This is a genomic window from Paenibacillus sp. p3-SID867 (assembly GCF_025142895.1).
GTDB lineage: Bacteria > Bacillota > Bacilli > Paenibacillales > Paenibacillaceae > Paenibacillus_AQ.
Genome location: NZ_JAMBDM010000005.1, coordinates 307878 through 332631 on the forward strand (window position 1 = coordinate 307878; position 24754 = coordinate 332631).

The window sequence follows — 24754 nt, forward strand, 5'->3', positions numbered from 1 at the left end:
GCGGAATTACTGCAGCCGGTCCAACAGATTCAGCATGGCTTGCGCGCTTTCCGCACGGGTGGTCTTGGCTTGAGGCGTAAACATGCCATTCGCATGCCCCTTCATCAAGCCAAGAGCCAGGGCTTCATTCACCTCTTGGAGTGCCCATGGAGAAATTTGCTGCTTATCTTTCAGGTCCGGCGCTCCCTCTAAAGAAGAAGCGTCTCCCTTAGTCTGGTAAGCACGATAGAGCATGACAGCCAGCTCCTCGCGGGTGATCGCCGCGTTCGGTGCGAACGTCTCCTTGCCTCTGCCGTTCACCAGCCCGTGTTGGGAAGCCGCCGCAACCGCCGAAGCATACCATGCATCGCCGTCCACATCCGTGAAGGCCGCACCTTGCGTGCTTTCAAGGCCCAGGGCACGAACGAGCATCGCAGCGAACTGCGCGCGTGTCAGCGGCTGATGCGGATTGAATTTCGTATCGCCGGTGCCATTCACAATATGCTTGGCTGCCAGCTCTTTTACCGCTTGCTCCGCCCAATGGCCGGCAAGGTCGGCAAACGATTTGCCGTATTCCAGCACGGCATAGTAACTCAATTGACTGACCTCAGCCGTCAGCTGCCTGTTTACCGGCTTGCCGCCGGCATATTTCAATAGACCCGTATCCGAGATGTGATAGATGCCGGCCAGCTCGCCATGAATGGTGCTGTCGACAGGAAAAGCAATCGATACAGGTGCTACGAAATGCTCCAGCTTATATGCCTTGCCGTCTTTTGTACGGACGTTAAGATCCAATTCGTACATCTTGCTGCCCTGCTTCAGTTTAGCCTTCTCGACAGCAGCTGCTTTGGCTACGAGAGAGGCAGCTGTCTGCGATCCAACCTCATCCAGCTTAAACGAAATGACTGCATCCTTAGCCTGCTCGGCCGGTACGAGCTGGCGCAGCGCTTTGAGCAGTGCAGACGGAAGCTGTACCATCACGCCGTCCTGCTTCAGTTCCAGCGGCTTCGTCCCCAGGATGTCCCCTGCCGTCAGCGGCAGGAGAACTTCGATATCCTCGGCACCGAGCTGAATCGTCACTTTTTCTTGCCCGCCGCGCAGCGATTCTTCGTTAACAATCCGCTGACCTTGATTTGGCTTCGTTCCCGGATCGGCAGGCGGATTGCCGCCTGTTCCCCCGCCTCCGTTTCCACTGCCGGGGTTGCTGCCGTTGCCGCCGTCATCGATCTTAGCATTCATTTTAATCACAACGGCCGTCAGAGGCTCCAGCGTGATCGAGCCGGAGGTTAACGCGAAGCCGGACTTCGCTTTGACGCCGGTCGTGCCGGCTTCATCGTTATCGACCACCACCGTGCCGGAGCTCAGATCTTCGCTTAGCGTCAACGTTCTCGACTGGTTATCCGCATTAACGAACACATAATAATGGCCGGTTCCGTCCGTCGCTTTATTCTTATATGCAATGACCAGATCCTGCGCCTTTACTTCGGGAATCTGCAGCAGCGTTACGTTCGAATTCACCATCGACTGATCGCCAAGGCGGAAAGCGTCGGACGATTTTCTTAACTCGATCAGTCCGGTCGTATATTCCCGCGTCTTGTTATTTTCCGGATATTTGGCTTCATCCGTCGCTTTCTCCCAATCGAACATGTTGATGGCGTCGGAGGAGTCGTAGGAATCATGGATGAAATAACCGAAGCGGTTTCCTGCCTCGTCCTCTAATTCATGGTATTTCTGCTCGGGAACCCCTGGGCCCAGCCATTGCTTGGTCCGCCCGTACTCCTGTCCTGCATGGAGGAACGCCGTTCCTTGAGAGGTCAAGGTGAGCAGGTTGCCCAGGCGAATGCGCTTATGGATCTCCAGATCATTCGCTGCAATCGACGGGTCCTTTTTGATGGACTGCGCAATAATGTCGTACAGCGGCAAATTGTCATGGGCTTCGATGTATTGAACCATGTCACCCGGATCGTCTTCCTTCGTGTTGCTCGGCTGCGCTTTGATATTGTTGAAAATGGTTTGGATGTCGCGCGCGCCGCCCGTAATGAATCGCGGCTCGCCTTCATTGCCGAAGCCGGATTTCAACTCGTTGCGGAACTCATCGGAGAAAACGCCGACGTCGTCCGTTTTGTCCATCCAATTCTGGTCCGCCCCCTTGCCTGCCAGGGAGGGATCCGACAAATGACCGCCGAACGTGACCCAGCCTTCGCCGATAAACAGCGCTTTCGGGTTGATGGCTGCAGCGGCATCATAGGCGTTCTGCACGGCTTCATAGGTGGCATCGCCCATCATGTCCCAGCGCATGCCGTCGATTTTGTATTCGTCGAACCAATATTTCACCGAGTCCACCATCAGCTTCTCGGCCATCTTGTGGTTGGTCGCCAGATTGTTGCCGAAGCCGCCGATGAAATTGCCGTTGGCATCCTGGAAAGCATAATAGTTCGGCACGATATCATTCAAGAAATCGGCCTTGGCCATATGGGTGTAGACCACGTCCAATACGACGCCCATGTCCGCCTCGTGAATGGCATTGATCATCGCCTTCAATTCTTTGATGCGAAGCTCGGGATCCGTTGGATCCTCGGAGTAAGCACCGTCAGGGGAGAAATAGCCGTGCGGGTCATATCCCCAGTTGTACTCATTGTCTTTGGCCGAATAATCCAGCTCCCTGTTTTTCATGGCCGCTTCGTCACCGTAATACCAAGCCATCACGGGCAGCAGCTGAACATGGGTGACGCCCAGGGACTTGATGTATTCGAGCTTCTCTTTGAACGCGTCGTAGGATCCCCAAGTCGCGTTATGCAGGTCATTCTCAATCGTCGGATCCGACGTGAAATCCCGGACGTGAATCTCCCAGATGATGGCGTCTTCCCGCTGCTCATAGCCCGGAATGTCCGCAAAATCCAAGCCGGCGGGATCCGTTTGACTCAAATCGACGATCGCGGCTTTGCCGACGGTATCGCCGTCCGGTCCAACTTCGCCCTTGGTGTTCACTCTGAATTGCGCCATGGATTTGGCATATGGATCCAGCACGGTTTTCGTCACGCCGTTGTTGGTCACTTCGTATTGATAAAAATATCCCCTAAAATCTTGTATGCCGAGGTCTCCCGGCTTCAATTGAACCGACCATACCCCTTTATCACCCTTTTGGAGAGCGGCATTGCCGATAAACTGCGTGGCATCATCCTTGCTGTACACATTTGCGGTGACGTCGGTCGCCGTCGGTGCCCACAGCTTAAGCTCGACTCCTCCAGCCTGATAAGTCGCCCCGAGGTCATCGCCGTCGTAAGCGTACATCTCATCCAGCATTCTCCAGCCGGTGGAGGCAGATACGGTTTTTCCGGCGTAAGTTACGCTTAGCGGTATCTGATCCAGCTGAAATGATGCCGATACTTCGATGGTCGTGTTTCCGGTAATCTTCACGTTTTGAATGGCAACCGGATGGCCGTCCTTATTCTTAATCTGCAGCTCATTCTTCAGAGTATCCGCTTCCAAACCATAAGTCATGGTAAATCCGAGCTGGAGCTTTCCGGGAGCCAATACCTCGGCCGAGACCAACCCGGTAGGCACTTCCCCATACGGGGATGTGTAGACGGTGTTGTCGCCTTCTTGAATGAACAAATGCTGGTATCGATCCACCAGGGTGAAGCCTTTGTCGCCTCCGTCTTTGCCGGCGTCTCCTTTGGCTGGATCGAGCACGAGGAAGTTAATCTTCTGGGCCCCCGGCTTCATTGGAATGTCCACATAAGCGCCATATCGGTCGGTTTGGCCTGAAGGGAACATGGTAGCCCCCGTCGGCCAGTCTTTCGAAGGCGCAGCGACATCGTCGCCCCATATCCACAAACCGTACGGATCATAGTTCTGATCCTGCCGTTGATAGTGGATGCGCACGGTATCCGCCGGCAGGTCAACAGGCTCAAAGCTGTATACCGTATCGGAGCCTTCCTTGAGCCATACTTCGTTCATGTCCGGCGAGGCTAGGGTGAATTTCTTGTCGCCGCCGTCTTTATTGCCGCTGAAACGATCGACAACGACGATGCCGACTTTTTGGGCGCCGTCCTTGAGCGGAATGTCGACGAAGGCCCCGTAGGCGTCCTGCTGCCCGCCAGGGAATGGCGTTGCGCCAGTCGGCCAGTTGGCGGACGGGGATGCGACGTCATCGAATATCCACAGTCCGATGCTGTCATAATTCGCGTCAGCCCGGTTGTAATGGACGCGCAGATGGTTAGCCGGCACCGGCGTTTCCGGATCAGCGGGTACCGTGAAATGAGCGGCAACGCCGTGATTGGCCGCATCGTAGCTGAACGTAACCTTAACGTCCTCTGGCAGCTGAAGCGACTCCCGATTAGCGGGGTGAACCGGACTTGCCGCATCGCTGCCCAAAGCGATTTGGTACTGATGATCCCCTTCGTACACGTCGGCCGTCACCGTGTATACATGGTCATAATCGGAATCCTGCATGATTAATCTCGCATCAGCAGGCGACCAGTCGGCCGCTTCGCCGATGCCCGATTGGAAGCTGCCGATCACTCGGGGAAGCTTATCCGCCTCGATCGGAGCGTAGTATGTAGAATCCGCGATCCGGTGAGTCCCATGATTGTAATAAAAGGTAACCTGGGAATCTTGAGCGAGCGTTATGAGGATGTTGCCATCCTTGTTTGCTCCGCTCGGATTGGAATAATGGGCGGAGCCGTAATTCTCGTCCCACTTGCCGTCGATCGCAATCTTGTATTCGTACGATCCCGCGGGCAAGCTGCCGGTAAACCTGTATTCTCCGTTCCCCATATCGTTCATGGTTGTCGCGGCGGCAGCCGGATCCCAATCCGCGCTATGGCCTAATTCGGATTGCAGAGTCCCCACCAGCGTAACCTGGCTTGGCGCGCTATTGGCATCGGCCGTTGATGGCGGAATGCCGAGCATGGAGAAAATCAGCGAAACAATCATGATGATGGACCAGGTTCGTTTGCTTGAAACCGTCATTCTCATGAAACAAATAGCCTCCTTCTGTTCTTGGATTAGGTACAACTGATACGATGTTGATGCCAATCACTGCGCAAACGCTTGCATAAACAGGTTTGAGCTTCCATCAAGTAAAGTACGACAATTACTGACAAGAGTTAGAGAATATGTTCGAAATATAGAATGAAACAAATATAGATGAAAGCGATTACAATGGAAACGTTTGCATCATTTATTGTAGTATCGAGTCTCCTTCTCGTCAACCACATTTTGACCTGTTTTCATCATGAATTTTGCGGCTCAAGCGGGTTTTCTCCAGCAGCATCTAGCTCTAACAAATAAAGGGAATCCGTCATCCAGATGACGGATTCCCCTACTAAGGTTTACGTGTATGGTATGGCCGTTGCCTGTAAATAGGGCTTGGAATTGCTGAAGCTGGTCGGCCGCAAGCACAACGCTGCCTAATAGCGAACCGTTAACTCATAACGCCCGGACAGCAGCTCAAGTTCAAGCATGCTATCATCCCGTTCGCAGCGGACGATGCCGTCCGGCATACAGCTTGAAGCTGATCCTCCCCATATCTCTACACCATCGACCAGAAGACTGGTAATGGGGCGGGAGCTCGGTGATGCCAATGCAGCGGTAGCGCTCATCGTGCAGGGCAGCTCAAGCCGCATCCGAATGCCGGCTTCGCTGACCCGCTCCCAGCGTACGGCGATCTTGCCTCTTACGGTCGAAACGGAAGCCTCGGCAAAGTCCAGATCCAGCGCGAAAAAGGGGCGAATTCGTGCCGTCGCGAACCCGGGAGCTCCGCTCTGAATCCCGCAGACATACTCCTGCAGCAAGCGGGCGGGATAACCGTTCCATGCATGGCAATGGGACTCGATATCATCCCAGCCTTCCCACATGGTCTCGGCTCCTTGTGCAATCATGTAGCCCCACCCCGGATAATCCGGTTTACTCAGCAAATGGTAGGCCTGATCCTGCAATCCCTCCTCGAATAAAAGACGGAGCAGCGGGAGCGACAATACCGTCTTGCTCTCCCACGGTTTGCCTGCCACGGCCTTCAATGCAGCCTCCCGGTCTTTCGTCGGCAGCAGCCCTGCATATAATGCCAACGCATTAACGCCTTGATGGGTGGCAGTCGATCCCGAGCTGTCATGCAGCAGCTTGCCGGAACCATCGTACAGCCCATTCAGGACGCTGACTTGCAGCTTCTGGGCATGGGCAGCATACGCTGCACTGTCATCTGCCCGGTTCAGCAAGGCAGCGGCTTCGGACAGAATGCGCAACGCCTGCCATGCCTTGATCTGCTGCACGGTCAGATGTTCGCCTTCATGCTCAACCGTCGGGTAGGGCCAATCGCTAATATGCCATCCGCGGCCGACCGGAATCAGGCCTGTTACTGGCGATATAAGCGACAGATAAGCATCAACCATAGCTCGCATCGGCTCATAATAGCGAGAGAGCACCTGCGTATCACCACTAAACTGGTAAAGCTTCCAAAGCAAAGTTGCATAATGCAGATCCCACTCCGGGATTTGAATAAAGAAATCGGGATGCTCGTAGTTCGAAGGAAACACAAACGGAAAGGTTCCATCCTCCAATTGGCCGTCCGCAAAATCCTGCAGCGTCTTATCCAGTACCGGATAGGCATCAAAGTTATAGAGCAGCGTCTCGGCTTGGAGATCGGTATCCGCGAGATACTGGGCCTGTTCCCGATGCGGGCAGTCGACCACCTGACCCAGCACATTGTTGCGCTGCGTTTGCAAGCAAACGTCGTACAGCTTGTTCAAGAATTCGGACGAACACCGAAAATGCCCCGTCCGTGCCATGGCCGTACCCGCTGAGCAAATTCGCAGCTGCCCTTCCTCAATTGGCAGCGGATAGCCGGTAACCTCCACATAGCGAAAGGCTTTAAAGCTGAAATCCGGCTGCCAATATTCAATCCCTCCGCGTCCATGCATCGTATACAGGTCGTAATAATGATGCGAAGTCTCGTTGCATACTTGATGGACAACCCGCCCGCTGCCATCGAGCGTTTCGGCATACCGCAGCCGTACTATGACGCCTGCCATACCGGGCAAGGCCAATTGCGGCCAGCCCGATATGATTTTGCCAGCGTCGAATACCTGAATGAGCCCCTCTTCCCCATTTACGAACGACGGCTCCGCTGCCACGGATGGAATGATGGACTCCAGCTCTTCCGCCTCGGGGAGCCGCTGCCAATGGAGTGACCATGGCTGTACGGATGGATGAGCAAGAACAACCGAAGTACAGTGTTCCTCCCCAAAATCGGGTTGCAGCCAGTTCGGTTCCAGAAGAGCCGCGTCATAGTCCTCTATGGCCGATAAGCGGCGGTTCTGCTGATAAGGAGACCCGATGCGATGCGGAATCTGCCTTAAGGCCTGCCATGTCAGATCCGATACAACCAGCTGCTCCGTCCCGTCCTCATGCTCCACGTGCAGCTGGAGCAGCATTCCCGGCACACCGTTCACATAGTTCTGGCCGCTCCCGCCCAAATAATGAGCGGCAATGCCGATGCAGTTGGCACCGCTCAACAAGAGGGGGGCCACATCATAAGCCAAATAATATTTGCGGTGTGGCACCCCCGTCGGAGCGGGTGAACCATAGCCTCCAACCCGTTGTCCGTTAACGAACAATTGGAATACATGGTGGGCGGATACGAATATTTTGGCCCGCGCAATGGCTCCCCGGAGATCAAAGGATTTGCGGAAATAGGCAAAATCATTAAGCTTCATCTCCTCGGACCGCCAGATCCATTCAGCACTCCAATCGCCGGGAAACAAGCCCGTATCCCAATATGCCGGTACGCTTTCGCTTTCCTTACCCTGACGGTCCCAGACCGTAACCCGCCACCAGTAACGCGTATTGCTCTGCAGCGGCGGACCGTCATACAGAAGGCTTAGGCTTTGGCCACTCCGCCTGCCGCTGTCCCACACCAAATCCCTGTTAGAGAGACCCTCCGCGGAAAGGGACACCCTTACCCTGTACGCCGCGCAAGACTCTCCGCGCCGATCGCTCTCCAGCAGCCAGGAAAAACGGGGAGAAGACACATCCAGCCCCAATGGATTCTCCAGACCATGCACAAGCGGTTTTTGTATCGTAAGCACGCTGCTTCTCCCCTTCCAGACTGTCTATCGGGCGTTAGAATCCATCATCATGGATTCGATTGATCATGCGGCACGTTCACCTGGGTCACGGCCGCGGTTTCATTGCCGGCTTGATCCGTGACCGTATACGTGATCGTGTAGATCCTGCCGGAGCCTGCACCCGATCTTGCCGCGCGCAAGCTGAATGAGGTATCCATCGTGCCCAGCTCTGCACCCTGAATATCCTCCGCCTGCAGCTGCTCATTACTTGTAATGGAGGACAGCACCACGGAACCGATATCCGAGCCCGAATCGCTGGCGTCAACGGAAGCCGTGACCTGGACCAGCCTCTGGTTAGGCGGCCACAACTTGACCGGGTCCGCCGTTACGGTCGCCACGGGCGCGGTCTGGTCGATCTTCAAAGTCAACGACTTGATGGAACCCGGTTCTCCGGCTGGACTCATCGTGCGATAGTCCAGTTCATGAATCCCGTCCGTATCCATGATCATTTCGGAACCGTACGTCTGCCATTCTCCGTCATTCACGCGAAACTGAATGCCGTAGCCGTCCGGCAAGCCATTCGCTGCCCCGAGCTTCACGGTTACCGGGCTTCGGTACCAGCCGTCGTTGCCATCCGGCTGCTCCGGCGTCAAAGCGGCGGTAAGCTCTGCCGCCTCCATGCCGTCGGCCAAACCGATGCCGTCCACATGGAAATATCCTCCTTGCCAATGCACCCGGCTTGCCGGCACAAGCCCGATTTTAATTTTGGTGATCCGGTCCTTAAAGGCCCAATCCCCAAGGTTAACCGCCAGGTTGCTCCACTGCTTCGACGGAACATTCCCCTCTGCTTCCAGCACATGCTGATCGCTGTACACCTTAACCCGAACGGTATAGGATTCGGCCGCTGGCCCGTTCGAAGGATTGATGCCAAAGAACAGGTAGGGTTTGCCCTCGGCATTCAGCGGCTCGTCGAACCGCTTGGCGATACCTTTGCTGTCGCCCAACTGCTCTCTGGTCATCACCGTGGCCTTGAGCGTTTGACTGCCGCTCCAGGTGACGGAAGCATCGGTTTCGACGCCCGATACATACTCTGCATGGGTCCATCCCTCATCGCCGTTCTCAAAATCAAACAGCATTTCCGCGCCCTCCAGCTGCTCCGGAGAAAGGACAGCCGCTGGCGCCGTGTCCGGTATGTCCCGCCGGGCCAGCTTATCGGCATCGAAGGATGGCGCGATATCCTGCCAGTCGGCGATGCCAATGATCGGCTTCGCGAATTCCGTCACCTCCAGCGAACGTTCCGTATCGATATACTTAAAGACATCGTACACCAGCTTATGCTCCGCAGGAGTGTTGGCGCCCCTGCTCGTATCCGGATCATGCGTCCATAATCCGAGATTCAAGCCATACTCTTCGGCATGGTCCACATGCCGGTGCAGAATGAAGGAGTCGATGCCGTCCAGGAAGTCCGTAATGTAATAGGCATACGCATAGGCTGCCGCCTGCAGCTGCTGGCCTTCGGGCGAATTGTCGCCGCTGTGGAAGCCCTGCTCCGACAGGATAATCCGGCGCGCCTCATCGCCGTACATAAACTTCGGCTGCTTCATGTAATCAACGAGGACATGCAGGTTTTTGAACGTAATTTTCGGCGTATCGAACTGCTCAAGCGACTGCGGCGCAACCCATGCTCTTGGATCGAACAGATTTTCCGGGTAAGGATGATAAGCGATATGCCATGGAATGTCTCCCTCTGCGGCGATCTCCGCCTGAAGCGTATCGATGATCGATCGGCCGTCGAACGAGCCGATCTGCGTGGACGGCAGCTGCTGATCCCAGTTATGCGTCAGCGAAATATACACTCTGGCGTTGCTGTAAAAGCTTTTTACGACGGTATTCGTTATTCTCACGGTCCGGGCATAGTCCTGAACGAATTCCCTGACCGTTTTATCGTTGCCCATATTGTACCAGGTCTCCCCGGCGTCCACCTCGTTGCCAACGATGTAATTGACGGCTCTGCCGTATTTCTCGTCCTCGCGCGAGTAACGCTCCGCCAGGAAGGCGGTGATGGCTTTATAATACTTCGTCCCTAGCTCATCCGTCGTATTAAATGCGTAGACGATGCCTTCGGTGGCATCCGGATGGAGCAAATACCGGTTAGGCGTGGTATCGTCCATTCCCCCCTTATACATGAGGAGGATCAGGGATACCGTCACCCCGTTGTCGGACAAACTCTTGATGGAATTATCCCGCTCCTCGATCCAATCCTTCTTGAAGTAGAAGGTTTCCCCTTCGTAGGAATATTCGAACGTATTGGCCGGATTGACGGCCCCGTTCATGTACAGGGCGTTATTGTAATCCACGTTCAGCGCCGCATGGCTGATGCCGAGGTCCTCCGCATCGCCGACCATCTGCACCTGCAGCCCCTTCTTGCTCTTCGCCACAGGGAACGGATACGTATTCGGTGCAAGCACCTCGGGGTTGCTCACGTATTTGGCGCGGTCCACGAGCTCCAGCGATCCGTCCGGAAGCAGGGCCGCGACCGCGAATTTGGATTGCTGCCGGGTACGGCCCTCTGCTCCTACAAGGTCCAGCTCAAACCTAAATTGATCTTGAATCCCTTGCTCGGCAATCGGTTCTCTGTTCGCCAGATCCCTATCCGATTCATAAGGCTGCAGCTCAAATAACTGAAGTACTCCACCATCAAAATTCTCCGCTTCCCCTGGCTTTAATGCTCCCTCAATCACGATCCGATCCCGGGAAGCCGCAATTTCATGCCTCGTGAGCTCTCCGGGAAAAACCTCGATCGGAGCCAGCTGCTTGAACCGGATCTGATCGATGCCGACTTCTCCCGTGCTTGCCCCTCCGCCGCTCAGGAATGTCAACCGGAACTGCTTCAGGCTGCCGCTCCACTCCGGATGCAGCGACAGATTAAATTCCTGTTCAACGGACTGGCTGTTATTCGCTTCGATGTCGAACACCTCCGACTTCGTTTCATCCCAATCGGGGCTTTCCTCCGTAATCCATTCGATTTTCACTTTGTTGAATGGTGACTCGTTCCTCCATTTGACGCTTAATGTATTGTAATGATCGATATCCTGGATGATCACCGGAGATTGCAATACGGGAGCGGCACCCGCCGGTGTCAATCGGAGCTCACCGCCGGCTGCGTCTACCTCGGCACCTTGGGCAGTAAACCCTTCCGTTTCCCCGTCCACGTTAAAATCCATGCCGATGGCGTTCGATCCGCTGAGATAATCGATCTGGTAATTGCCGCCCCAGAATTCGTATCCCGGATCGCCCGGCTTCAATCCGCCGTGATCGAAGTTGAGCATAAACGCGAATTCGATCTTGTTGACGTGGTCCCGCTGGGCCCAGTCCTTGACGGACACCGCAACTTTGCTCCAGCTGTTCGGATTGATTTGGGCAACGCTCTCATAGGAATCTTCGCCGCTGAACAGGGTCACCCTGATCAGATAGTCCTCCGTCTGCCACCCATAGCAATTGGCCGCAAACGTCAGATAGTTCACGTCTGACAAGTCGAGCGGCTGATCGAAATCCCTGGATACCGTTCTCCATTCATAAGCCTTGACTTCATCCGACCATACCTCGAGCACGTGGCTTCCCTCATATGGAGAATTCGGGCCGTTGGCATAACGGTCGGCGTAGGTGACTTTCTCCGCCCCCGCTCCGCTGGTCCATTTTCCCGGCTGGTTTACCGCATCGGGCTCGTTAAAATCGTCAATGACAATCGAAGGCGTGTAACCCGTCACGTTCAGCACATGGGGTGATGCCTTTAAATCCGGATCATACGTGCCCGCAAACACGATCCCGGCGGGATACGCTTGCAGGGTGAGCGCCAGCAGGACGGAATACAGCAGCAGCCTTTTAAACCCCTTCAACTTCATTACGCTTGTTCCTCCTCAAAATGGATTCTGTTGATACGATTACCGAAGTTTGACGCCATTCACCCCCCTTCCAACCCCCTATTCGCTCGTCTCCAAGCCGATCGCCTTAATCTCTGATTCTAAGCACAAGCTCCGTCCCGTCGATCGCTTTCACGGTAATTCCCTCCGGAATCGTGAGCTCGTATTTCAGCTTCCCTCCCTTCTGTCTCTTCCAGCTTGCTTCCATCATGCCAAAGCGCGTCGGCACAGCGCCTTCCGCCCAATCGAGATCACCGGCATGCGGGGCAAGATATACCTCCTGATCGCCGAGTCTGCTTAAATCAAGGCCCAACACGGATTGCGTCAAAATATAACTCGGCGATGCGCCCCAGCCGTGACTAAAGCTCACGGGAATATGATCAACTAAATAAGTTGGCGTATTGCCTTGATAAGCGCTCGGCACGGTACAGGCCGGCGTTGACGGATCATACGTCTCCCACCAGGTCGTCGCTCCCCGGTCCAGCATGCCGCCCCAATAGCTTCTTATGATTTCCAGAGCGCGGTCTACGCGTCCTTTGCTCATCAGCGTCTCCAGAACCACATGATAGAAAAAAGCGCCTTTTAACGGCGGCAGCTTTCCGCCGTCGTACCATTCGTCCAGGAAGCGGTCCTCTTCCGCCGGGTCCATCAGGCCGGACCATATCGCCGCAAAGTTGGTCTGAGCCGTGATCTGCTTCGATAATCCGTCCGATCCGATGCAATCCGCAAACACGATCTCGCCGGGGGGCCGCATCTGCTCCCTTATGGCAGTGCGAAGCCGGACCGCCTGGTCCTTCCACTGCCCTGCCAGCTCGTCGCGTCCGGTCTCTTGCGCCAGCTCCGCCGCCAACCCGAGCGCCTTGTAATAGAAGCAGGAGACGGCCGTCACCCGGTCGCGCCGGTCGATGTAATCGGCCCAGTCGATAAAGCACCACCAGCCAGGCCGGTCGGCGCCGGCAAACAGGCCATCCCGATCCTCCTGCAGCGCGAACCACGCCATCAACCGTGTAATGGCCGGCCAGATTTCTTCCAGGAAATCGCGGTCCTTCGTATACATCCAGTGGGAATGCACGCCAAACAACCAATGCGCGCAGAAATCGGGCAGCAGGAACGAGTTTCGTTCCGGGCCGGTACCGGGTATGGAGCCGTCGTCATTCTGAATCCGCGCCCCTTGCAAGAGACATTTGCGCAGCAGCCGATCGTCTCCGAACGCGTGGTAGATGACTTTGCCCATGACCACGGCATCGGCTACCCAGAGCGCCTTCTCGCGCAGCGGGCAATCCTCCAAATGGTCCTGGCTGTTCACCAGCGTCGTATACGCCCCGACCTCCCAAATCCGGTTCAGACGATCATCGCTGCAGCGAAAAAAGCCGGATTCGTCAAACGGATAGTGGACGGATTCGATGCCGAAGCGCGATATCGTCAGCGCGGCCGGCGTCGCCTGTGCCGTAACCTGAAGGAAACGGAAAGCCCGGCGGCCAAAGGGCTTTAGCCGATTTCGCCCTTTGCGCAGGATGAAGGTATCGTACAATTGCAGCTCCAGCGATTCTCCGTACGACAGCTGGATCACGCCGCCCGCGGGCGCGTCCAGCTCCAGCTCGGGATACCCCACGATTTCGCTAGCAAAGTCATATACAACACCCGGCAGCGAGCCGGGCATGCTGGCATCAAGTGTCCAGCCTGTTGTGCCTGCCGCTAACCGACCTGGATCTCTTTCTGTTTCCGCCGAGTCCTCTTGCAAGCCAAGCGCCTCATGACCCCGAGGGGCACGCTCCGGCGAACCGAACGCCTCCGTGCTGCCCCCACGATTCCGAAGCATGCCGGACTCCACCAGGCTGACGCCGAAATTGGCTTCGGTCCGTACGATCGCGGCCGGACTAACCCATTCCCTGTGCAGCGGAGGAATCTCCCGCGGAAGCAGTCGCGGCCATGGCGAATCCGGATCCAATGCTTTGGCGATAACCACCGCCCCGCTCCAGGAGGAATCGTCGTAGGCGGATTCCTCCCATCCGTCCTCCTGCTCCGCGAGATAAATTTCGCGGAATCCGTTCCACTGATGCTGGCGCGACACCTGGGCCATCCATCTTGGCGATCGCCGGACCTTCCAATCCGCATCCGTGGCTGCCACGGAGAACACTCCGTTCTCGCGCTCGATCTCAAGCTCGGCAATCAATCCCCCCGGCCCTTGCATCTGGCCTGTCACGATATCGGTCGAACCGAAATTGTAGGCGACGATGGCCAGCACATTCCTACCCACCGTCAACAGCGGAGTTACATCGATCTCGTCGTAATATTTCCACTGCTGATCGGCAGGCGAGGGGCCCCTTCCGACCACTGCGCCATTGACATATAGCAGGTACTCCTGGTTGGCTGACACGTACACTCGGCCCGCCATCGGCGCTTCCTGCAAGTCAAAGCTGCTTCTCGCTTCCAGATACACGTTGGCCGTATTCGGGGGGAAATCTCCCCAAATCCAGCTCGCTTGCCAGTGCTCTTTCATCATGCCCTCCCTGCCAGCTCGGCTTCCCCGATGCGAGCTGATTTGATCATGCGGCCATGCTCCAGCTTCCATTCCACCTTAATCAAACCCCTGGGACTTGGTATCACGCCCCGTGCAGCCGTGAGCCCTCCGATCGCATGAGGCTCAAAAGCGATGCGGGCATAACCGGGCTCCAGCGCGCGAATCCCCAGGACATACCTGGCAATCCAGACCACCGGCGTGCTCGACCAGCTGTGGCACAGGCTCATCCGGTAGGAATCGTACGCGGTATACGTGGTCAGGGCATGGTGAATATCGCTGCTCGGCGTCAGCCTGATCCCCTCCCAGAAAGTGGTTGCTCCCGCATCCAGCATCGTTCCCCAGACCGTAGCGATAACCGCCCACGCCCGTTCATGCATGCCGTACTCCGAATAGCATTCCGCCAGCCAGTAGGCGGACAATGGCGTGAGCGGGTCCCCCAGCCGATAGTCGAGGAGAAATCTGCGTGCGCTGTCTTCTCCCACATACCCGCTCTTAATGCCGATGACCGAGGTGAGCAGCGCGTATGACGGCCCGATGAACTGCTCCTCCTTAAGCTCCGCTTGCGGTTCATCCCACTGGAGCCCGAGCTCCGGCATGTGATCCGCCAGCTGTTTCATTTGGCTCTTCGTCATGCCGTAAATCGCGTTCAGGCACGCCCACGATTCAGACGCCCCCATGGGCGACCATTCGATAAAGGAATGCGCCTCTCTGGCATCCGGCATGAAGATCCCGCTGCACGGATCCGTATTCGCCTTCACCCATGCGATATGCCGCTGCAGATCCTCCCGGATTTCCCATACGAATTCGCGGTCTCCCGTCTCGAAGTAGTAATCCCATATGCTGCTGAGCCACCACAGCGTATAGGAGGGGAGATTGTTCATCCAATAGCCGTAAGGGGTCCGCCCCAGCTCCCGGAGCGATCGCTTCAATACCGAATAATCGTCCCAGAGCGAGTATTCGGTTTTGGCGGCCAGGTAAATATCGTAAGCCCAATTCAGGCGATCCCGTTTGATGCCGTCCCACAATCCGATTTGATGGCAGACCCGGCTGGTATGCACCGACACGTCGTAGATGCGCTGCATAAGGTCGTTGTCCGTCTGCAGCTGCCCCGCTTGGTTCAGCGCGGCGCCGGCTGCCTCCAATCGGAGCTCGAGATGGAATGTTCCTCCATCGTCCCCGCTTACGTAAATTTGCACGTACCGCATGCCCTGGGGATTCGTTGCCGACAGGCTCCCCGGCGGAATCGCCAACCACTCGGTCATGCATCCGTCATAATGCCGCAACTCCTGCAAGGATTCAGCGCCATTCCACAGCAAACCGATCTCGGAATCGCCGTGGTTGGTCACCTGCATCCTCACATTGAGCTCATGGGGCAATTCCAGCAGCAGCTTCGGCATCCGGCCTAAATCCAGCCCTTTCTGTTGAGTCCTGCGTTCCTTCCATTCCCCCTGCTTCAGAAGATGATAAAAAATATGCCGTTCATTCCGGGACTCCACTTCGCCTAGGACGATTCGCCCTCCGGCCGTTCCATTCATCTGAATTACACCATCTATGCCGCTGACCGCTTCCACTCCGGCCGCGGACATGACTCTTATGCCTTGGACAGGCTCGACCGCGATATCGCCGTATCCTCCGGCAATAAACCAAGGAGGCGCATGATCCAGGTCTCCAAAAGGCTCCTCGCCCCAAACGCATACCACCTCCGCCGGGCCGTCCCCCGCCTCCCAGGTATCGTCCGTTGCCAGCCATAAGCCTTCGCTTCCGCTCAAGTAGGCGATGCATCCCACCGAGCGGTCATGCAGATGCATATTGATGGGATGCATCGGCATCGGCTCCGTATTTCGGAGCTCGATTCGGAGCGTATAGGCTCCAGGCTCCAAACCGCCGGGGAGCCCCGCTACCGGATAAAATGCGGACGTGTGCCTGGCATGCTCCGGGAAATGGCCGATCACGGCGTCGTTCAGCCTGATCTCGGCTTCTCCCGTACAGGCGATTCTCATCTCAAGCTGCTCAACCGCGGCATGCAGAACAAAGGATTTTTCCAGTACGACATGCCGCCGGCCCTCGCGTTCCCTGTGCCAGATCCAGCTGGGTATCTTCTCCGCTTGTCTGTGTATATTCATCCATCTCTCTCCATTTGGTCCGTCGTTTTATATTTTTAAAGCCCCTTGCGTAACGCCCTGGATGTAATACTTCATCCCGAAGCTGAACAGCAGCACCAGCGGAATCGCCGATATGATGTACGCCGCGAATTCCACGCCCATGTTGGAGATGCCGAACTGGTTCGTGAATTGCGTAAGCCCGACGCCAATCATCTGGATGCTGTTCGATTTAATGGTCAAAAGCGGCCAGATGTAATCGTTATAGATCCCGACGGACTGCATGATCATTAAGGTCATGAGAACGGGAACGGACAGAGGCAGCACCATTCTCGTGAACACCACGAACTCTCCCGCACCGTCGATTTTGGCGGCATCAAACAGCTCGTTGGAAATGCCCGCCATGAAGCTCCTGCACAAAAACGTGCCGAAAATCTGTCCGCCCGCGGCCGCGCTGATAATGATGACCCACGGCGTATTCACCAGCCCCAGATTCGCATACAGCACGTAAGAAGGGATCAGCGTCATGACGCCCGGTATCATCATGATGGCCAGCATCAGCATGAACAGCACCTCCTTGCCGAGAAAGTCCTTCTTGGCAAAGGTATAGCCCGCAACAGCGGACAGAGCCACGACCAGCGTGCCGCCCACCGCCGCATAGAGCACCGTATTCAAGGTGTACCGCCAGATCGCCGCGAAGGCTTCCGCATAATTCGCGGTCTGCGCCGGGATGGGCATCGTCCAGATGCCTCCCAGAATCTGCGCGTTATTTTTGAAGGATGAAATCAGGGTGAAAGCGATGGGGGCGAGGGTCAACGCAACAAAAACGATTAGCAGCACATAAAGCGCCGACTGCTGAACGAGTCTAGCCTTAGCATTCATGCCGTTTCTCTCCTAATCCGTATTGGTTTTGATGAATTTCATATTGATGACCGTAATCACCATGATGATGGCAAACATGCTGACGCCAAGCGCCGACGCATAGCCCAGGTCATTGAATTTCGTTGCGGCAAAATACATCTGCAGCGCCGGCACGTAGGTCGAATCGGCAGGCCCCCCGCCGGTCACGATCAGGATGGAGCCGAAGTCCTGAATGATGCCGATCAGCGCGAGCACGATCAGCAGCTTGAATTGCCCTGCCAGCAGCGGCAGGTGAATCGCCCGGATAATGCGGAAGGATTTGGCGCCGTCGATTCTCGCCGCTTCGATCACTTCTTCCGGAATGGCAATCAGCCCCGAGTACATCACCAGCAGCTGCAGGATGCCGACGAACGGGAAGCCCATCATTATGATGGCCCACAGCGCCGTATTCGGGTCTCCCAGCCAAGGATGGCTAAGCGAGCCGAGTCCGATCATGCGCAGCAGCTGGTTCACAAGGCCAATGTTCGGATCGTACATGTCCTGCCAGACCAGCAGCATGCCAACGGATGGAATGACCATGGAAATGACGAAAAACGTGCGGAATACATACTGGGACCTTTTGCTTCTCAGATGATAGATCAGCTCCGCCACGATCAGCGGCGGAATCAGGGCCTTGAACAATCCGGTGACGATGAGGATGAGCAGATTGCCCACGCCTTTGGTGACGTACGGATCATTCGCCATTCGCCTGAAATTGTCCAGCCCGATAAACTCGCTTCTTGCCCCGGGATTCCAGTCGTACAAGGAATGAATCAAGCCGGAGAACGCCGGGATATACAGGAATATAATTATGAGCGTAAAGCTGGGGAGCAGCATGGCATACGCCAGTTTGCTCTTCCACAACCGGTGAAGAATGTAGGGCTTTTTGCGCCATAACCAGAAAAATAACAGTGCCGCCAACAGAACGAATACGATCACGGCCGCAATCTGTACCACGGTTTTGACCATCGCTGCCTGTTTGCCTTGCTCCAGCACGGCCCCGACTTCATATTGGAAGACGGCTCCTTTGTCCGAGCCTGCGAAGAGCCGCGTACCGTCTTTGCTGAACCGGATTTGCTGGCCGGCTCCGGCCTCCTTCGTGCTCCACAACAATTCGCCGCCTTGATTGGCCACGTAATAATTGCCAGAGTAGTCCGCTACCCCGATAAACTCCCCGTCATGGGTGACATGAACGGAGGTTACTTTATCCTTGGTCAACAATTCGCCAAGCCTGCTGCCCTCCGCCGAATAGAGGACCGCTTTATTGCTGGACGTTCCGACCACCATCGTTCCGTTATCCGCAACGGAAGCATGAAGAATGTCGCCCTCCAGCGGCGTCTGGAATTGCAGCTCGCCGGCAGGATTGAACAAATAGGCATACTGGTTCGCGGCTCCGGCTGCCAGCCATTGCCCGTTCGGGGATACCGCGGCGCTCTTCACCGCGATGCCGATCGAAATTTCACGCAGCGTCTGTCCTTGTTCGTCCAGAACATGCACCAAACTTTCGTTATGAAGCGTCACGATAACCAGCTTGCCGTCGGGCGTTGCCGACAGATTCTTGATCATTTTCTTAAAATCCCGCTTCCACAGCTCCTTGCCGTCAGCACTCAGCATATAAAGATGCCGGTCATCGGAAGTGACGAGCATGCGGCCGTCATTCAGGAGGGCGACACCGGTCACGACGTTGTTTGCCATGAATTCGAATCGCTGGGTGCCGTCGCGCTGAAGAAGAATGGCACTCGCATTCTGCGTACCGACCGCCACCAGCTCGCCGTCTTCCGATATGGACAAAGCTTTGATCGTAAGGCCCTGCTCCATCGTCCAGATCGGCTCAGAGGCATGGATCGGCTGGGCAAATAGAAATAGCAGCAGCGAAGCCAGCAGGCAGGAATATATTGTTCTTATCACCTTCGTGTTCACACTCCCTTCCATGCCAAGTGAACCCGCAGGACTCCGGCGATGAAGGCGAAGTCCTGCGCCTTTCAGCCTTCAATGCTACTGTCTGACAGGCGGCTGACGCTCCGGATTCTCGATATCGGAGAGTTCTTTTTTGCGTTCCTTGAGCATGGCTTCGAATTTGGCGTCAATATCCGCCTGGTACTGCTTCAGCAGCTGATCCACATCGATTTCATTGTTAAAGTATTTGGAGATCAGGCCGATATAGCTCTGCACGGACGGCTGATAGTCATGGAGACCGCGGGCCAACACGTTGCCCGGGCTGTTCAGCCCTTCCGTGTTCCCGATCGCGTCAAACGATTCAAACGTCTTCTTCATTTCTTCCGGCAGCTCGATGTCGTTAAGCAGCGGCGCGCCGTTCAAGGAGGCGTCTTTGGAATTTTGGACGGCTTCCAGGTACACTTTATACCCTTCCGGGCTGGTCAAATACATCATGAAATCGACGTTCAGGGCGGTTTGCTCCGCATTCTTCTTCACGAAGCCGTAGAAGCCGGTGTAGATGTGGATCGTTCTTGCCGGAGCCTGGACGAGCTCCCCTTCCATGGAAGGCATGTTAAAGAATCCGAAGTCGAAGGATTTCACGCCGCCGCTCTCTCCCGTTTTTTCCGCATCGGCAAAATCCTTCGGAAGCTGCCAATAGGAGGACGGAAGCGCGACCATGGTTGCGGCCTTGCCTGTCAGGAAGAGCTTGTAGGCCTGCTCCTCGGACATGCCCATAAAACCGTCCGGCGCATAACCGAACAAGGTTTTCAGATTTGTCATGACTTCGCGCCAGGCCGGATTGCCCTCGACTTTATACGGGCCGACTTTATTTTTGATCGCCTGGTACATCCGCAGCTCGTTCGTCGATACTTTGGAACGGGAATCGTTGTACGGGTCGCTCAGGTCGAACTTCCAGTTATCGTCGATGTTTGGCATGTACGTATAATCTTCCGGCTTTGATTTGATCAGCTCCACGTAATCGCGGAAGTACTGGTCCGGATAAATGCGCATGAGCCAGCCCGCCTGACCGCTCCACAGGGAGAGCGCGTTTCCGCCGATCGTGAACGGGATATAACCCGCCGCCTTCAGTTTGTCGTAGGTCGCGATGAGTTCATCGAATGTTTTAGGGGTATCGGTAATCCCCGCTTTCTCGAACATCTCTTTGTTGTACATCCAGAGGATTTGAACCGATTCAAAGTTAAGCGCTTGCAAAGTTTGCAGGTTAGGGTCATCCAGATTGACGCCCATGCCGTCCAGGTTGAAACTTTCCTTCCAGAGCTTTCCGGTATAGGGGTTCTCCGTCTCCAGCCAAGGCTTGAAGTCCACGAATTTCTGGTCTTCGTTCAGGTCGCTGTTTTCATTCGTGTTCACAAAATCGGCTTCCGGCTCTCCGGCGGCAAACTGGGCCTGCAGCCATTCGCGGTAGCCCTCGGCCGGCTTGATATCCACGACGACCTTCACGTCCGGATGCTTAGCCATGTAAGCGTCGGCTACCTTGCCCCAAACCTCGGCTGAGGCACCGCGCAAGGATATTTGGATCGTGCCGCTTTTAGGTTTTTCCGTATCTTCTCCGGCTGGTTCGGCTGGTGTTTTGTTATCCGTTGGGGTAGGCTGTTCGGATGGTGACGGGCTGGCGGTATTGGGTCCGCTGCTGGTACAGCCCGCTGCGATGATGATCATTAGTGAGGAAATCAAAATGAGGCTTACGATCTTTCTAAAATGGATCATGACGTTCACTCCCCTAAGCGTTTAATGAATTCGCTTACATTTATGTGAAGTCTTAGATGTCTAAATTGGACCCGCATCACTCCCTTCAAGGATAACAGGGTGCAAAAACGTTTTTGCACCCTTCAAAAAAAAGAATCGTCCAACGAAAATATCCGTTTTCAGGTCGATTCTCTTTCAATGACGGTACACGGCAAAACGATCGTCTGAATATCGTCAAAACGAATTTCGCCGTCAATCAGCTGCATTAACAGCTTCGCTGCTTCCAGGCCCATCTGCCGCATGGGCAGCTCGATCGATGTAATGGATGGCCGGGCCAACTGGGACACGGCCGTGTTATCGAATCCGATCACCGCCAGGTCCTCCGGCACCTTGTAACCCAGCTCTTGAGCCTTCTCGACGACGCGGGAAGCGATCACGTCGCGTCCGGCGATGATGGCGGTAGGACGCTCGACTCCGTTCAGCAGTTTTTCCGTTTCCGTATACCCGCTGTCTTCTTCGAAGGAACCGATCTCCACCAACCGCTCGTCGAACCCGTCGCCTAATTCCTCCATGGCCTGGCGGTAGCCGTTATACCGGTCCAGCGAGGCATCCACTTCCAGCGAGCATGGGGTGATGAGCGCAATCCGGCGATGACCTTTGCCGATCAGATATTTAACGGCTTCATAGGCTCCCTGCTCGTTATCCGCATTGACGCTGTGACACACGCCGGGCATCGCTGGCCTCCCGAGCAGGACAAAAGGAAACCGGTTCTTGATCAGCTCCCCATACGGCTGGTTAATTGCAGCTCCCATCAGGATCAGTCCATCCGCCGATTGCTTGCGGTAGACGTCCAGCAGGTGATCCGCCAATTTATTCGTACTCGGCTTCTGAAAGGACAACAGCAAATCGTAATTGTTGTCTCCCGTCGCCTCCCCAAGCCCCTTGACGACGTCGAGGAGAATGGTATTCTCCAATCCGTCCACCGTATCCTCGACCACCAAGCCGATGTTGTTCGTTTTCTTCGTAACCAATCCGCGCGCGGATTGGTTCGGCCGGTAATTCAGCTTCTCGATTGCATCGAATATCCGCTTCTTGGTCGCTTCCGCTACATGCGCGGAGCCATTGACCGCAAACGACACGGTACAAACCGCTACGCCGGCCTCCCGGGCGACGTCTTTTATGGTTGCTGCCATCATGATCATCCTTATCCAAAATTATAGGAAAACATTTGATTAGACTATAAATGCAGGGGCTGTAAAACTGCAGAGTTCAAATCACCATATGTAAACGCTATCAGATATTAGCCGATTACGGCGCTATCCGTTGAAGAACGAATCACCGAATGACGCAATGATTAATGTACTCATGATACAAAACGTTTTTGCAAAAACGATTTGTATATAAAATACACCGGGTTATCGGCAGTGTCAATCCTGTTTTTTTGTTCTTTTTTAATGAATTCGTAAATGACTAGCTCGTCCACGAACCGGTGTACGTTTGAATTAGGTCGAGATAACTCCTCTAACTTTGCAAACAAAGGATTGATTTCCAGCGGTGATTACCATAACATTAAACATTATAATGATATAATGTTTAATGTTCGCAAAATCATGATGCAGGGGGATTTCGTATGAAATTTCGTTTCGAGGGCGCTGTTACGGATGTCATGTCAGGCATTGAGCTGCTGCTGGATGAGCTTGGCGTCGAGCTTGGGGAAAATGGCTGCCCCGTTAAGGTAGCCTTGTCCGATGGCGAACTGGAGGTCGGCAGGGACCGGGATCACGCCTATATTCGTTACGGACGAAAACATCAATTTTTCCGGGGACTCGGCTTGCTGGTTCAACATAGCCGCCAAAGCGATACGTTCCACCTTCACGAACGCCAGCAATTTGACCAAATCGGCCCGATGTTCGACCTGTCCCGCAACGCGGTGCTGACCGTGGACAGCTTCAAGCTCATGCTGAATAAAATGGCCCTGATGGGAATGAACAGCGTGATGCTGTACATGGAGGACACCTACCAGATCGAAGGCGAGCCGTATTTCGGTTATATGCGCGGTCGCTACACGCAGGCGGAGCTGAAAGAGATGGACGATTATGCCGATCAATTCGGCATCGAGGCTTTTCCAAGCATCCAAACCTTGGCGCACCTGGAGGAGTTTCTGAAGTGGGAGCCCATCAAGCATTACCGCGATACGAAGGGTGCCCTGCTCGTCGGCAGCGAGCAGACCGATTCCCTGATTGAACGGATGATCGAGGCTGCCAGCGCTCCGTTCCGCAGCAACAAGATTCATATCGGGATGGACGAAGCGGAGGAACTCGGACGAGGTAAATATTTGGATCACAACGGTTATGTGAGCCGTTTCGACATTATGATCGCCCATCTGGACAAAGTCCTGGCTGCCGTCCGCAAGCGCGGCCTGAAGCCGATGATGTGGAGCGACATGTTCCTGAAGCTCGCTGCCGGCGGAGGCGGCGATGCGGCGTATTACGACAAGGACACCTCGATCCCGGAGGATATGGCCCGCCGCATCCCGAAGGATGTGGATATGGTGTACTGGGACTACAACCACATGGAGCCGGAGGACTATGAGAAGCTGATCGCCAATCACCGCCCGCTGGGCTGCAACCTCGTATTTGCCGGAGCCGTCTGGATCTTTAACACATTCGGCGTCAACTACGGGTTGTCCCTGAACGCTTCGAATGTTGCGCTTCAAGTGTGCAAGCAGGAAGGAATCCGCGAGGTATACGCCACGATGTGGGGCGACGACGGCAATGAAGGAAATCCGTTCGCGGCGCTGCTCGGTCTGCAGCTTTATGCCGAGCATGCCTACTCGGAACAGGAGCCTTCCCCGGCTCAGTTGGCGGAACGGGTGAAATTCTGTACGGGCATCGACATGGAGGCGTTCCTCCTGCTGAAGGATCTGGATGAGATTCCCGGCCAAGAGCCGAACAACGCCAAGCAGAGCAACCCGTCAAAATTTTTACTGTATCAGGACGTGCTCCTCGGGATGTTCGACAAACAAATCGAAGGCCTGGACCTCTCCAACCACTATGCCGAGCTGGAGCAAAACCTGCGCGCGAAGCGCGATAGCACGGCCGAGCTGGACTATCTGTTCGAGATGCCGGAGAAGCTGAGCGCCGTCCTCAAACGCAAGAGCGAAATCGGCATTCTGCTGAAGCAAGCCTATGATGCCAAGGACGCCGATACCTTAAGGCATATGGCCAAGAACGTGCTCCCTACCATCTCCAAAGCCGTGCAAGAGCTGCGCATTGCCCACCGCACGCAGTGGCACCGGATGTTCAAGCCCTTCGGCTGGGAGGTCATCGACATCCGCTATGGCGGCGTCATCACCCGCCTGGACACTGCATCGTTCCGCATTATGGAATACGTGGAGGGACGGACGGCACGGATTGAAGAGCTGGAACAGGAACGGCTAGTGTTCAGCACGACCAACCGCGACAATCATAAGGGCGTCGGCTGGTGCAGCCATTATTACCGCATGGCTTCGCCGAATGTGTTCTACCATGTGCTGAATCCTTTTTAAGGATTCCGGCTGGCCTTTATCAGCTCATACCAATCACAAAAGCATAAAAAAATGCCCCGGTTGACGGGGCTTTTTTT

At 55.3% G+C, this 24754-nt stretch carries 10 protein-coding genes; 1 reads left to right on the plus strand and 9 read right to left on the minus strand.

Annotation, left to right across the window (positions count from 1 at the left end; translation table 11 throughout):
• Window positions 1-6 precede the first annotated feature (6 nt).
• The 9 genes from M4D81_RS13125 to M4D81_RS13165 form a co-directional block, all read right to left on the minus strand.
• Window positions 7-4959, minus strand: a complete 4953-nt coding sequence (locus M4D81_RS13125; protein WP_260066790.1) for a pullulanase — start codon at window positions 4957-4959, stop codon at window positions 7-9.
• A 434-nt stretch (window positions 4960-5393) separates the two neighbouring features.
• Window positions 5394-8066, minus strand: coding sequence for a glycoside hydrolase family 78 protein (locus M4D81_RS13130; RefSeq protein WP_260066792.1), 2673 nt, complete (start codon window positions 8064-8066; stop codon window positions 5394-5396).
• Window positions 8067-8113: 47 nt separating this feature from the next.
• Window positions 8114-11947, minus strand: coding sequence for a DUF5722 domain-containing protein (locus tag M4D81_RS13135; RefSeq protein WP_260066794.1), 3834 nt, complete (start codon window positions 11945-11947; stop codon window positions 8114-8116).
• A gap of 106 nt (window positions 11948-12053) precedes the next feature.
• The gene (locus M4D81_RS13140; protein ID WP_260066796.1) at window positions 12054-14537 is read right to left on the minus strand and encodes an alpha-L-rhamnosidase-related protein; all 2484 of its coding nucleotides are present in this window, start codon (window positions 14535-14537) and stop codon (window positions 12054-12056) included.
• Window positions 14465-16609 (minus strand): alpha-L-rhamnosidase C-terminal domain-containing protein, encoded by a 2145-nt coding sequence (locus M4D81_RS13145; RefSeq protein ID WP_260066798.1) that lies wholly within the window; start codon window positions 16607-16609, stop codon window positions 14465-14467. The genes M4D81_RS13140 and M4D81_RS13145 overlap by 73 nt, the downstream gene beginning before the upstream one ends.
• A 27-nt stretch (window positions 16610-16636) precedes the next feature.
• Entirely contained in the window at window positions 16637-17467 is an 831-nt protein-coding gene (locus M4D81_RS13150) for a carbohydrate ABC transporter permease (RefSeq protein ID WP_119850413.1), read from the minus strand.
• 12 nt (window positions 17468-17479) lie between these two features.
• Window positions 17480-19393, minus strand: a complete 1914-nt coding sequence (locus tag M4D81_RS13155; RefSeq protein ID WP_260066804.1) for an ABC transporter permease subunit — start codon at window positions 19391-19393, stop codon at window positions 17480-17482.
• Window positions 19394-19480: 87 nt separating this feature from the next.
• The gene (locus M4D81_RS13160; RefSeq protein WP_260066806.1) at window positions 19481-21151 is read right to left on the minus strand and encodes an ABC transporter substrate-binding protein; all 1671 of its coding nucleotides are present in this window, start codon (window positions 21149-21151) and stop codon (window positions 19481-19483) included.
• 158 nt (window positions 21152-21309) lie between these two features.
• A complete protein-coding gene (locus tag M4D81_RS13165; protein ID WP_260066808.1) occupies window positions 21310-22326 on the minus strand; it encodes a LacI family DNA-binding transcriptional regulator in 1017 nt (338 codons plus the stop codon).
• A 434-nt stretch (window positions 22327-22760) separates the two neighbouring features.
• On the opposite strand from M4D81_RS13165, the gene M4D81_RS13170 reads away from it, so the two are divergent.
• Window positions 22761-24677 (plus strand): beta-N-acetylhexosaminidase, encoded by a 1917-nt coding sequence (locus M4D81_RS13170; RefSeq protein WP_260066811.1) that lies wholly within the window; start codon window positions 22761-22763, stop codon window positions 24675-24677.
• Window positions 24678-24754 lie beyond the last annotated feature (77 nt).